This window comes from Paenibacillus sp. FSL E2-0178 (assembly GCF_038593005.1).
Lineage (GTDB): Bacteria > Bacillota > Bacilli > Paenibacillales > Paenibacillaceae > Paenibacillus_AQ > Paenibacillus_AQ phytohabitans.
The window spans coordinates 6,779,026-6,792,932 of the sequence record NZ_CP151953.1 but is presented as its reverse complement, the minus strand read 5'-3'; the positions used below and the strand labels follow the sequence as shown (position 1 = coordinate 6,792,932).

10 protein-coding genes are annotated in these 13,907 nt (G+C 48.1%); 1 reads left to right on the top strand and 9 read right to left on the bottom strand.

Going from position 1 to position 13,907, the window contains the following annotated elements; all coding sequences use genetic code 11:
* Positions 1-4: 4 nt before the first annotated feature.
* The 8 genes from MHI42_RS29520 to MHI42_RS29485 form a co-directional block, all read right to left on the bottom strand.
* Positions 5-1,093 carry a peptidylprolyl isomerase gene (locus MHI42_RS29520; RefSeq protein ID WP_342421466.1) on the bottom strand — a complete coding sequence of 363 codons (1,089 nt, stop codon included), beginning with the start codon at positions 1,091-1,093 and terminating at the stop codon, positions 5-7.
* Between the two features lie 24 nt (positions 1,094-1,117).
* Positions 1,118-1,987, bottom strand: coding sequence for a carbohydrate ABC transporter permease (locus MHI42_RS29515; RefSeq protein WP_342421465.1), 870 nt, complete (start codon positions 1,985-1,987; stop codon positions 1,118-1,120).
* A 2-nt stretch (positions 1,988-1,989) separates the two neighbouring features.
* Positions 1,990-2,868, bottom strand: a complete 879-nt coding sequence (locus tag MHI42_RS29510; protein WP_342421464.1) for a sugar ABC transporter permease — start codon at positions 2,866-2,868, stop codon at positions 1,990-1,992.
* Between the two features lie 236 nt (positions 2,869-3,104).
* On the bottom strand, positions 3,105-5,240 hold the full coding sequence (locus tag MHI42_RS29505; RefSeq protein WP_342421463.1) for a discoidin domain-containing protein: 2,136 nt from the start codon (positions 5,238-5,240) through the stop codon (positions 3,105-3,107).
* A 153-nt stretch (positions 5,241-5,393) separates the two neighbouring features.
* Complete coding sequence (locus tag MHI42_RS29500) at positions 5,394-6,830, bottom strand: carbohydrate ABC transporter substrate-binding protein (protein ID WP_342421462.1); 1,437 nt, start codon at positions 6,828-6,830, stop codon at positions 5,394-5,396.
* Between the two features lie 185 nt (positions 6,831-7,015).
* Entirely contained in the window at positions 7,016-8,611 is a 1,596-nt protein-coding gene (locus tag MHI42_RS29495; RefSeq protein WP_342421461.1) for a response regulator, read from the bottom strand.
* Entirely contained in the window at positions 8,604-10,415 is a 1,812-nt protein-coding gene (locus MHI42_RS29490) for a sensor histidine kinase (protein WP_342421460.1), read from the bottom strand. Before MHI42_RS29490 ends, MHI42_RS29495 begins: the two co-directional genes overlap by 8 nt.
* 901 nt (positions 10,416-11,316) lie before the next feature.
* Positions 11,317-12,534, bottom strand: coding sequence for a type I restriction enzyme HsdR N-terminal domain-containing protein (locus tag MHI42_RS29485; protein ID WP_342421459.1), 1,218 nt, complete (start codon positions 12,532-12,534; stop codon positions 11,317-11,319).
* A gap of 150 nt (positions 12,535-12,684) precedes the next feature.
* On the opposite strand from MHI42_RS29485, the gene MHI42_RS29480 reads away from it, so the two are divergent.
* On the top strand, positions 12,685-13,413 hold the full coding sequence (locus MHI42_RS29480; protein ID WP_342421458.1) for a SprT family zinc-dependent metalloprotease: 729 nt from the start codon (positions 12,685-12,687) through the stop codon (positions 13,411-13,413).
* Here MHI42_RS29480 and MHI42_RS29475 read toward each other — a convergent pair.
* Complete coding sequence (locus MHI42_RS29475) at positions 13,408-13,899, bottom strand: hypothetical protein (RefSeq protein ID WP_342421457.1); 492 nt, start codon at positions 13,897-13,899, stop codon at positions 13,408-13,410. The genes MHI42_RS29480 and MHI42_RS29475 overlap by 6 nt on opposite strands.
* Positions 13,900-13,907: the final 8 nt, after the last annotated feature.

Sequence of the window (13,907 nt, the reverse complement as noted above, 5' to 3'; positions counted from 1 at the left end):
ATCCTCAAGGTGTTGTTATGGAATCATAATTGCCTGTACTCAGCCTAATATCATTCTGCTGAACCTGCTCCAGCATGTATGTCTCGAATTTCAGATGCAGCGCTTCTGCCTTCAATTGGCTGGCTACCTCTTCGATGGGCACTTCATAATTCTCCGTCTTATTCACTAATTGGACGATGGAGTAACGGTCGCCTGCATCCATAATGGAGGACCAGCTTCCTTCCTCCAGCTTCATTGCGCTCTGCAGAAGCAGCCCCTCCGAGGATAACGGACTGAACTGCCCGGCATCAATTGCCGTATGTCTGGTGAGCCGGATGTGAGCATTGCTGTCACTTACGCCTGCGGAGGATTCCCCGCTGTTCACCTGTCCAAGTGCAGCCTGAATGGTAAGCAGCGCTTGGCTCTTCTCCTCTTGTCCGGCATAGGGGACAGACAGCTCTTCAATCTCAAGCCGGGTCTGGCCCTGATAATCCTGCGCATGCGCCTGATACACCTGCTCAATCTCAGCATCGGTTACCTGCAGCTCTCCCTTGCCCATAAGCTCCTCTAATTCAAGTCTCAGGTTACTAAGCGTATAGAAATAGAACTGGCTCTGCTCATACTGTCCCAGCCCGAAGACGGCTTTGTTCTGGCTGGCATCCTGCTTGCGTTCACTATTGTTGTCTGCAAAGTCCTGCAGGAACTGTTCATATGAGATATGCTGCACCAGCCCCTTGCTAAGCGCGATGGACTGCAGCAGCTTGCCCTTGACCGCTTCGTCCGCCGCACGGCTTTTGAGCAGTTCAATCGGCCTCTCGCCCCCGAAATCACTTGTCCAGTAATCCGGCTGATCCTCTGCTTGATAGGTAACGCTGAAGTAATTGGTGACCGCGCCCTTCTCCTTATCCATGTACAGCTGGAACTCCTGTCTGGTTACGGGTTCTTCATCCACATACAGGATAACATCGCTTAATCCGGGTTCAGCCGGTCCGGCCAATGTTGGAGCAGCCGTCCGCAGATTCATGATGCCAATAATGATCAACACTGCAAGAAGGGCAAGACCTGCGCCCCCAAGGAGATACCTTGAAGCACCCGCTTTATCCTTACGGCTCATTTACGCTTCCTCCCGCTGCCTGACTTATCCTTTCACCCCGCCGAGCATCATGCCTTCTGTCAGCTTCTTCTGCAGCAGTACATACACAAGAATGGTTGGTGCCAGAACAATGACCAGACCGGCGAACAATGACCCCCAGTCCGTAGCATACTGCTGAATCTGCATCAGATTGGATAATCCGACGGGAATTGTCTTCTTCGCATCACTGCTGATGAACGTCATCGCCATCACATACTCATTCCAGAAGTCGAAGAAGCTGAACACAATCAGGGTAATGATTCCGGGACGGGCCATCGGCACAATAATGCGGAACATCGTGCTGAAGTACCCGCAGCCGTCGATCATTGCCGCTTCCTCATAATCATGAGGGATGGACTTCATGAAGCTGGTCAGCAGGAAGATGGAGAACGGCAGACTTCCCGTTGCATATACAGCACTCAGCCAAAAACGGTTGTCCAGCATATGCAGACTGTTCATCAGAATGAACAGCGGTACAATCACATACACGCCTCCGACAAACAGGCCGGCCATGTAGAAGTTAGTGAAGAAGGAACGTCCGCGGAACCGCATTCTGCCCAGCACATATGCAGAAGGCACAGCAGCCACCAGCAGTATAGCCATGGAGAGAATAACCACCAGCACGGAATTCAGCATATAGTCCCCGATCCGGGCACTTGTGAAGGCATGGGCGTAGTTGATCCATTCAATGCCCTTAGGCAGCTTCCACGGATTCTCCATAATCTCCGCATTGGTCTTGAACGATGCCAGTACATTCCACAGCAGCGGATAGACTACCGCGGCAGTCTGCACAATCAGCAGCAGGCGGAGGAGTGTTTTGCCGATCATGCTGCCAGCTCTTTTCTCAGGACGGTTCAGAGTACTCTCAGTAGCCATAGTTAGTCAGTACCCCTTTCAGTCAGCTTGTTGCTCAGCAGCGCCAGGATCATAGATATCACAAAGATAAATACGCCAATTGCCATCGCATAGCCAAAATTCGAATTCGTGAAGGCCTGGGAATACAGATAAGTCATGACAACCTCGGAGTGGTGGTCCGGCCCGCCGGCAGTCATAACCGAGACGATAACAAAGCTTATACTAAGCACACCGTTGATGCTGAAAATAATCGTAACCCGGATAATCTCCCACAGCATCGGAATGGTGATATGAATGAATTGTTTGATCCGGGTCGCCCCGTCCAGCTCGGTTGCTTCATACAGCTCAGGGGAGATCCCGTCAATTCCGGCCATATAGATGACCATGTAATAGCCGGCGGCCTGCCAGATCAGCGTGACAGCCAAGGCCCACAGCACTACGCGCTGGTCTCCTAGCCAAGGCAGCGCCCACTTATCCAGTCCGACAGCCTCCAGCCCGGAATTCAGGAACCCCATCGTCGGATGATAAATGAAGGACCAGAGAATGGCGATCACCACGAAGGACAGAATGCTCGGGAAGAAGAAAACGGTACGGTAGATATTGCGCTCCTTCAGTTTCGATTTGGTCAGAATCGAAGCGTTAACCAGCGCAATCAGCAGCGTCACAATCGGAACAACCAGCATCAGGAGACCGGTGTTCTTCAGGGACAGCAGAAACGTATCATCGTGGAACATATCCGTATAATTCTGCAGGCCGATGAACTTCGGCTTATCACTGAGCCCGGTCCACAGATACAAGGATTTCTGAAAGATCTGCAATGTGGGATATACCTTGAATAAGAGAAATAAGAATAACCCCGGAAGCAGGCATGAGGCGATAAATATGCTTTTTCGGGTCTTCATTGTCATGTTCGTATCCAGCCCCTTTCCTCTTGATGCTCTAATTATAGGGCGGTTGGCAGACGGACCATATTAACAAAAGGAAGGATGTTCATGGAGGATTTTAAGCAAATACACAGAAATATTAACTCCCCTTGTCAGCTTTGCGGCAATCTTAAAATCGTACAGGTTTGCTTTGAAAAAAAGGCTGTCCAAGCGGGTCATCTTCACTCCGTCCGGGACAGCCTTGGTGGTCCGAATTAGTTGTACAGTCCGATTTCCGCGAGCTGAAGGTTCGTTTCTCCGTTGTTAGCAGATACTGTTAAGCGATAATACGCATATGCCGTGGTATTGCTAAACGTATAGGTCTTCTTCAGGAAGCGGGTAGCGAAGGTCTCGTTCGTCCGCGTATCCAGGGTAGTCCAGCTTGTGCCGTTATTGGAGCCCTGCAGAGTCCAGTTCTTGGGATCGCGTCCGGGAACATCATTAGCTGATGTAATAGAATAGGAGGTAGCTATCTGCGTAACCCCTGTAGCGAACTTATACTGAATCCAGCCCGTACTCGTCGTAATCAGCCATTTGGTAGACGGATTGGCATCAAAGGCCTTCTCCTTCTCTTCCCCGGACGGACTGCTGGTTGAGCTCGACGTGACCGTTCCTCCCACCGTTACGGACACCGGCTCTGTCGATCCTCCGGCAACTGCGGATTCGAAGGCTCCGATATCCGGAGTGGCCCCGTTATACAGCGTATTGCCGTAGAAATCCTTGGTTCCTAATTGGGATACATACAGTCCGGCATTAATGAGCGGAGACGTATCCTGCAGCTTATAGCCGTTCCATACAGTAGCACCGCTGGTATAGCCATTAGCTCCGGTAGTCGGCGCTTGTCCGGGATTGACCATTTGCGGCGGGAGAATAACCTTGGCGGCATCGCTTGGTTCTCCGGCGGCATGGCTTCCATTCGCTACATAGAAGGCATTGTTTCTGAATACGGCCGTCCCGTAGCTGCTCGGGCTGCTCGGCCAGAAGCTGGAGGAAGGCTTATTCTTATCGTAGAAGACGTTATTGTAGAAATAATAAGGGACACTTTTAAAGTAGGTTGAGGCTAAATTGGCGTTGGAGCTGGTGAACTTGGTGACTGCCCCATCGTAGATGAATACATTATTCAAGAAATACGTAGGTGAAGTATCGACATCGAACCAGCCGAACTTAATCAGATAGGCAGCATTATCGTCGCTGATGTTATAGCGGGCAATATTATTGCTGCTTCTGCCCAGGTACGACATCCAGCCCATCGGATTGTTATGCGTGTAATTGAACTGATAGACGATATTCACATTCGGGGAATCGAAGTCGAAGGCCGTCCCGTCTCCGTTGTTCGCTCCTGTCGTTGTCGGTCCTCCGTATACCTCATTATTCTGGAAGGTGACATTGTAGGATTTCCAAGGATAGATCCCTGCGCTCTCTGCATTATACCGGCGGGACCAGCCATCCACTACGTTGTATTCAACGATTGCATCCTTGGCATCGCAGATGTCAATCGCACCCTGTCCAATATTACGCATGTAATTGTGCCCGATATAAATATTGGTCTGCCAGAGATTATACGTGTCGATCTCATCCTGAAAAGCCGACGGAGTCGTATAATTGAAATTGGCAATCGCGAGCAAGTCGACTTTTTCAATCGTATTATTCTCAATCCGTACATCATTAAAGGTCATATTGGCCTTCAATGAGCCAATCACGTAGAAGATGATCCCGCCGTTAAATGAGGCATTGCCGTATTGATTCGGCCAGACGTTAGGGCTGTCGACATCATGCACATAATTATCATGGATATAGATATGATCCATAATCGTGTCCGCACTGGCGGCAACCTGATCGGTATCCAGTACAATTAGAATTCCGTCGCGGATATTGGAGGGCTTGCTGTTCGCGTACGTCACAGCACTCAGATCTGTATTGAAATTATCATCATTCGTGACCTCCAGATTGCTGATCTCCCAGTACTGCTGATTCCGCAGCATAACAGCGCCTGTCGACTGATAGTCACGCTGGATCCCTCCGCCATTGATGATCGGGCGCACCGTACCTCCGTACAAGTCCATTTTGATCGGCAGGCCCGAACTTCCTGAGCCTTTGGGCCAGAGCTGACCGTTCCACACCCCGCCGGACTTGAAGAGAATCTGGTCACCCGGCTGGAAGGTGGTCGCATTGACCTTGTCCAGGGTCTTCCACGCCGCGGCGGTGGAAGTACCGCTATTCGAATCATTGCCGCTTGCTGAATCAATATAGTAAGTAGTTCCTGCTGCACTTGCGGTTGGAACGGGGCCTGCGGTGAACAGTACGGACGACAGCAACATAAGGGACAATACCAGTGTTACAACTTTTTTCACCTTGGATTTCCTCCTTATTTATAGTAATCCCTCCGAAAAGTCTCTGCCTCCTTCCTTGTGAAGCGCCGGGTGAAGGCGTTCACACCCATGTTTATACCAAAAACCTGCCCTTACAGGAAAGGCAGGTTTTGAGTACTTGCAAGGCGGGACGATTTACTGCTGGCCTTGTTCTTGCAGCTCTTTTTGAATTTGTGTGTAGACCTTGTACAGCTTCGCCGAGTATTCATCCAGCGTCAGTTGCTTGCTCATGATGGAGGATATCGGTTTGTATACTTCATCGCTGGCATTGAATTTACTTCCCTTGGCTACCGGCTTGAAGGAACCGCTGACGGCAACCATACCGCTGTCAACCGCTTTGTAGATATTGTAGGTCGTCTCGGAGATATATTCCTTCACCAGATCAGGCGCTCCGTTAACTGCCATAACGCCCTTGGCTTTTTCTGCATTCAGCTTAATGCTCTTCTCGCTGTAGAGATATTTCAGGAAGGCTTTGGCCAGCTCAGGATTCTTCGCCTTAGCTGGTATCACCATCTGCTCTACCTGCGTCAGCGCCATAACCTTACCGTCTGCTCCCAGTGAAGGAACTCCGAGGAAGCCGAACTGGAAGCCGTCCTCACGCGGTGCATCCTTCATCTCATCCTCGAACCAGGTGCCGTTCGGAATGAACATTGATTTCCCTTGCAGGAAGGAGGTCTGGGATTGAGTATGATTCAGGGCAACAGTACCCTTCATGAGCGCGTTGTCCTCTGTCGCAATCTTCTCGAGTAGCCCCCATACCTTGGTGTAGGTCTCACTCTTCCAGAACTCCGGATCATAGTTGAAGAACTGGTCCAGGGCTTCCTGTCCCCCTGCACTGGCAATGGCCGGTACAATCATCTCCTCCAGATAGCCCGGATACAGTCCCTGATAGGTGAAGAGCGCACGGTCATTCTCTTTCGCTACAGCGTTGTCCGCGAACAGCTCATCCCAAGTCTTAGGCGTTGCGATCCCCTTGCTGTCGAACAAATTCTTGTTGTACCAGAGGCCCATTACGCCAAAGTTATAAGGCGCGAGATATATTTTGCCGTCCCCGTAAGGAGCGATAGAGCTGGATGTCAGCACCCCGGGCAGAATCTGCAATTTCAGCGGTGTTCCGGCTTCGGTATTGGAATCGAACACATCGGTCAGATCCAGCAATGCCTTATCCTTCACCAGCCCATCCAGAATAGGCGTGTTGTCGCTCCCCGAGATATACATGAAATCCGGCGGATTACCGGCAACGATCTTCGGACGGACCAGCTCGGCAATCTTAGGACTCGCGGTGATGTTGATCTTGGTGCCCGGATACTCCTTCATGAATTCAGCAGCTACGCTGTCCCAATAATCACGGCCATACCCGCCTTGGAATACGGCGATGTTCAGTTCAGGGTTGCCAAATGTCTCCGCCGCTGCTCCCGGTGATGCGCTGGCCGAACCCTCCGCAGAAGCTTCAGCAGCCGCCGTGGCAGACGGTGCAGCATTGTTACTGGTGTTATTAGAACCGCAGCCGGCAAGCGGCAGCGTCAGGAGGACCGCAGCCATAGCAAGAGTAATCCAATTTTTCTTCGACATCTTTATTTGACCCCTTTCTGGATTTGGATGTCTCTAATTATAGGTTCACAGGGGATTTCACCATATTAACAAAAGGACGGAGGTTCATGGACGATTTTATGCACAAAGCTGACTTTAGATGAAAGAATTCATAGACAAGCCAAGGAAACTATACTTTTTTTACCGGTTTCTTAAAATCCTCCATATTAGCGGATGTTCTTCACCGTCTTCGGCGCTACGCCGAATCTTTTCTTGAACAGGCGGTTGAAATAGAAAGGGTCAGGGATACCGATCTCCATCGCCACCTGCTTGATCAGATAGTTGCCGGAGGACAGCATCTCATAGGCCTTGGTCATTCTGATCTCATTAAGCCGCGTCAAGATGCTGGAGCCGGTTTCGGCCTTGAATACCTGGCACAGATACGGCTCGGAGAATCCGACATGCGCGGCGACCTCCGAGATAAATACCCGTTCAGCGAAGTGCCTTTCCAGATACGCATTTGCGAGTCTAATCTCTTCGCGCATGAATTTATAGCTTGCAGTCTTGCCGATAATGTTCGTAATCTCATCGTACATGTCCTCAATGATAAGCAGGATATGCGAGTCCGTATGGGCCGATTCAATCTTCTCAATCCACTGGCTCTCATTCCATGAGGCATCGCTGCTGACAATCTTTGAATTAGCAATCCCCCAGATCCCGCCGATAATTGCCCTTTTGAGTAAGCTTGGCGGAATGTATAGCTCGGCGGCCGACCGGATCAGAACAACCGCGCTCTCCAGCCATAGATCAATCTCTGTTCCGTTCGTATGGCGCAGACTATCCTTGAACTCATTCTCCAGCATCCTGAATCCATTCTCCTCTTCTCTCGGTCCGCTAACAGAACCACTGTATATGCAGTTGTCCTGGTGCCTGGTATAGAAGGAGAGATACTCCGCCTCTTTATTCCTTCCAATCTGCTCGACTACCGCCTCATAATCCGCCGCAGGATTGCCGAAGACTACGGTAATATCCACATTGTAATACAGCTTGGACAGCCCTTTGATCCGCTGTGCCAGCTCCTCCACCTTGGGGGAATCCCCGCTGCCGGGCTGGACAGGTGCAAGCAGCAGCAGTCTGTCCGGATCTGTAGCTGTGACATAGAGCCCGTGATTACCGGGGAAGAGGCCCTCCGCTATCTTGTAGAAGGTCTCCTGGTACTGTGCTGCCGCGAGACTATGATTCGAATCCTTCAGCACATGGATGCAAAAAGTATAGGCATGGAGTGCAGGCGGTCCCGCGAGCACTTCTAGCAGTGTCTGCCGGCCAGCCGGGCTGCCGCCTGGGACAACGCCGGCATCAGTCTCCTTCAGCCATTCTCCAATCTTCCCCTTGCCGATGGTCTGCCCCTCTGGAAGCTGGGCCTGGTCGCTGCGGTGGTGATTCTTGAGATCCAGCTTGTGGGCCATTTCCTCCAGTGCCACCATGAAGTCCTCTGTCTTCAGCGTCAGCTTGAGCATGTAATCATGGGCTCCGCATCTCAGTGCTTCCCGGACCAGATCGTAATCGTTATAATTGCTGAGTACGAGCACCTCTCCGCCGAAGGATGACTTCATCAGCAGCTTGATCAGCTCCAGACCGTCCATCTCACTCATCTTGATATCCGTGATTACGATATCCGCTCCCGTTCTCGGGATCATCTCCAGCGCCTGGGCTCCGTTCGCAGCCGAGCCTACATATTCAAACCGGCTGTCCTCCCACCGGATCAGTGATTTCACCGCATGTCTGACGATCATCTCATCGTCTACAATAAGTACTTTATACATAGTCACTCTCCCCCTCTTTCCGCTGCAGGGGCAGCCGGATCACCGTAACCGTCCCCTTGCTGGGCTCACTTGTGGTCACCATTCCATACGGCTCGCCGACATGCATGCGGATGCGTTCCTCCACATTCACAATCCCGATGCCGGACAGCTTGTTATCGGAATGCCTGCGCAGCTGAACCTCCTTGATATCGAAGCCCTTGCCGTTATCCGAAACCGTCAGCTGCAGAATTCCCTCTCCGCTGGATATCCTCACGCTGATCTGGACCATCCGCCCTTCAATGCCTCCGGTATGAATAATAGAGTTCTCGACAATCGGCTGCAGGATGAATCTCGGAACCAGACATTCGTACAGCTCCTCCTGCTCCACAATGCAGTTCAAATCAAACGACTGGCCGTACCTGATCCGCTGGATCACTGCGTAGTGGAGCAGATTATCAATCTCTTTGCGGAGTGGAATCATCTCCTCCTGATCCAGAATGGTATTGTGCAGCAGTTCGGACAGGGAGGCGATTCCTTCCTCGACAATGCTATTCCCGCTCATCATTGCGCTCCATCTCAGGGAATTCAGCGTGTTGAACAGAAAATGCGGGTTAATCTGCGCCTGCAGCATATTGAGCTCCGCATCCCGCTTCGCCTTCTGCTCGATCTCCACCTGATAGATCAGCTGCTTCAGCCGGGCCACCATCTGATCAATCGTATCGGTCAGCTTGCCCATTTCATCCGAAGTATTCCCGGAGGAGAGAGTGAAATCCAGCTGGCCAAGCTTAATATGCTTGGCATACTGCAGCAGCTCACGCATGGGGGTAATGATGCTCCGGTAGACCCACATCGCCATAATGGTGGTGAGCAGCAGGATGAACACGCTGATGTACAGCAGGTTCCCCCGGATTTCCAGCAATTCGGACACGATGAAGGAATGCGGAATTAAGCCGACCATATACCAGTCAGCCGAGCGGATATAGGTGTTGGTCACCAGCACCTTCTTGTCATCCATCTGCGTATAGAAGGACTGGTTGGTTTTGCCTTTAACAATCTTGGCGAACACGTCCTGCTGCTGGTAACGGGTTCCTTGCGGAATGCCGGGATCCGCCGAAGAGACCACTGTGCCGAATCCGTCCACGATATATAACTTCCCGCCCGTCCCCAGGTCCACATGCTCATATGTATTCCGGGTGAACACCTTGCCGTCAATCACGATGATCAGATATCCCAGTTTTTTGTTCAGGTTATCCGCCGAGAAAATGACCCGGCTCAGTGCTATCTTGTCGGTACCGCGGTTGGAGCGCAGATAGTTCCAGGTCATGTTGCCCGAGAACTGGTTGATCCGCTTGATCGAATCCTCGATCTGGCTGCCGGGGTACCATTCATATCCCATATCATAGAAGGGGTCCAGCCCCTCCGTTAAGACCACTACATTGGACAAATTGCTTAACCTGAAGACCTGTTCCCCGAGATCATTATTAATCCTTGTCTGGAACTCATTCCGTTCATAGTCGGTCATGCTGTCCGCCTGCATCAGCCCGCTCTGGATCTCCTTATTCACAATAATAGATTCGCTGAGCGTCTCATATTGGGCCAGCTCCCGCGATACATTGACCGCCGATTCCGACAGGACCTGAAGGGAGAACGCGCTCAGCTTATCGGAGATGGATTCCTCGTACCGCACATTGGAGTAGAGGGTTACGAAGATTACAGGCAACAGTGAGGTTATGAAAAAAGCGCCGAGCAATCTATTCTTGATCGAGAATCTCCTTAGATACGAGGCGCGGTCCGGCGGTTTGAAGGTATTTCGCGGTACATTCATGTCAGATTCCCCCTAATTCGCGACATATTCCCTATCATTCTATCACAGTATTTCTAGCTATCTATAGAGTTTATACTGGCAATTCAATGACATGTCTATGCACTCAATCAAAGCCCGTTCGGAAAGTATTAGCGATTTATTCCATCTAGAAAAAGCATCTGAACGGGAATCCACACCCTAAGAGCAGCCCTGATCCACAATCCATCTCCAGCCTGCTTGAGGCGCTCTGTCAAAATATCTTCGCGGCTCATTCGCGGCATTCATCCTACACCTCCCTTCACCTATAGAACGATGAAATTTCACTTTAATATCTGTGGATATAAAAAAACGCCAACACCTGTCAATACTAGGTGTTGGCGGAACTCTTAAAAGAAATAAATTTGATTGTGTGCATGTAATATTTCTGTATGTTGAATTCCATAAAACCATGAGCAATTAAAATGATATCCACTCTTTTCTAACCCATTGCAGTTCCAAAGTATCTTCAGCATCAAAAATGAGTGGTGTTTTGGTCTTTTAATCAAAAAGATCGCACTGCCCTCAATGTTCCATGAGAGTCATGCGATCTCCTCCTCGTTCTCTCCTTCGGAAAAAGGAGAGAACTGCAGGAGAGAACTCGATCAAAAGTTCTCTCCTAGGCTGTTTCAAAAACCAAGATTTCTCGAAAAAAAACCTTATACATCAAGGATGCCGAGGACGGGGTCGAACCCGTACGGTACTCACGTACCGCAGGATTTTAAGTCTTGTGCGTCTGCCTGTTCCGCCAAACCCTTGCTATGAGTGCATTTTGGGCTATCTGTTCAATGTTAGCTTAACAGGATTCACTAATGGTGAGAAAACATAAATCCTGTGTGCTTAAGATAAATTTATCATGTTTAAAACAAGAACTCAAGTTCGCCTATCATTTTAATTTTCTATATTCATCACGAATAATCGCATACTTCAACAACCTTAAAATAAACTCATTAGAGTTTTGAGTTCCCCATGTAATTCCCACTGAATTATCAAAAACTCCGAGGATAATTTTGTTACCATCAGATGACATTAACTCTGGAGCTCTTTTACATACAAATTCTAAAACATCACTTTTACGTACTGCTCCTTGTTTTCCTTTTGTTAATGTGCCATCATGCCATATAGTATATCGGTTATCTTCAACTGTTATATACTTATCAAGATTCAACTGAATAGAGTTATGGCTTATCTCATAATCATCGATGGCTACAATAAGTGTAGTCGTTCCTTTACGTGTTCCGAAGACAGGATGATCAACACATTTCAGAGAACCCAGAACAGTTATACTGACGATTTGATTATTTCCCTCATTGTCCTCCAAAATAAAGTAACGATACTCCCCCCCCCAGTTACCTCCAGCAGCATTTCCGAATGTTGTATATCTTATACCACCATCAGAGATTACTTTCAGACCATAGGACTGCTGCGAATTCAGCGTACCTGAGGTGTCTCTAATAAAGCAGGCTAGGTCTAATAAGAATAGTTTTAAAAATTCAGGAGTATCCTCCCCTATCCAATTTAAATTCATGAATTTGTCAAATAATTCAACCGATTTCAACTCATCTTTTGTTGGCCGAATCCATTCGGTGGGTTGTTCAAAATTAAACTCAAGATTCTGACGTGAACCCAACTCATCATATAAAGGTAATGACTTTAGTGGGAAATAACAATGCTCTTCATCATTCCATGAGTAAATATAAAACTCATATCCATTTGTAAGCATTATTGTATTGGCGGAGAGAACATTATCATACCTTACAACCTGATTAAATACATCATCAGTCAGCGGTATATGTGGAGCTTTACACTCAACAATTAATACTGGTATATAGTCAGTCTCAATTGTATTATATACAATGATGTCAGCTCGTCCCTTCGCCCCTTTGCTGAAGTATGACAATGGTACTTCTAGCTCAATCATTTCGTACGGCACATTCATTTCTTTATGTAAAAAGTGCACCATTCGTTGTCTAATGATCTCCTCAGGTGTGACAACAATTAGTTTCTTTCGAATGGAGTCAAGAAAACATTCACTGCCATTTCTTTGGTATATTTCAGGCAGGGAATAACCACTAAATCTTACCGAATCAAACAATGATTCCATCCCCTTCTATAGTTGATAGTTATTCAGCCAAATCATTATACTGTATCAATACTGCATCATAGAAATACACTGGTTGCCAGCGAACAAAAGTTTGGTCTATACTTTTTATACTGACCGCAAAAGTTCAAAAAATCTAAAGGAGCGTTATAGATGCAGCATCAAATGACTTACGGTACAACTACCATAGAATATACTCTGATACGTAAGCCAGACAAAAAAGAAGTCTCCATTTCCGTAGATATGTACGAAGGGGTACGGGTGGTAGCGCCTCAATCCCTTGAGCAAGCTCAGCTTGATGAAATCATGTACAACAAAGCTCCTTGGATATTAAAGAAGCAGTTTGGCTTCCGTGAGATTGAGGAGCAATTAGCGTATCTCGAATTCCTAAGCGGTGAAAAAATCCGTTACCTTGGCAGAACCTACCGTCTAAAAGTCACGAAAAAGCCGATTCATAAACCGACACTTCATTTTAAGAATGGGAAGTTCAATGCGGAGCTTCCTCATCATTACAATCAGGTACAACAGACTACAGAGCTGAAAGCCCTATGTATTGAATGGTACAAAGCCTATGGAACAGCTAAAATACAAGAACGCATCAGACGCTACAGTAAGCTTATGGGCCTAACCCCTACTTCTTTGCTCCTTAAAGATCAAGAAAAACGCTGGGGAAGCTGTACGCAAAAAGGAGAGCTCCTGATCAACTGGCGTATCATGATGGCTCCCCTGCGGATTGTGGATTATGTAGTTGTTCATGAAATGGCTCATTTAAAAATACCTGACCACTCTGAAGCTTTCTGGAGCTTTATCAGATCAGTTATTCCAGATTATGAAGAACGAAAGGAATGGCTGCGAGTAAATGGTCCAATGCTAAATCTATAACTTTTTTGACACTAACATTTGAGCACCCTTTTCGAGCAACTCCTTGTTTTTGCCTTGAGACGCTAATAAGATTCCTACTCCAGCTACAATAACAACTGACCCAATTGCATATTTAGATAGGTCCCTATAAAATTCACGATTTTCCTTAGACTCCTCTCTAATCTCTGTGATCATCGTTCCTAACATAGCATGAATCCTATCTCTTTGATCATCAGTTAACTCACGTGCGAGCTCTTCTTTTAGAACATCGGAAATTGCCGCTAACATTTCTTTCACATTATGAGATGAATTTCTTTGTGCTTCAGCAAAAGTTTTAAGAGCATCTAACAAGGCAGTCGCTGTCGGATTAACACTATCCAAGTAATCTTTGATCATATCAGCGGTGAATTTTTTGTCTTTCGAAAACTCATTAAACTGAGCATTCAGATCATTAGCATTGCTTTGTTGTTTTTTATTAAACTTGAATTTACCCTTATTTAAGTCCACATGTTTAC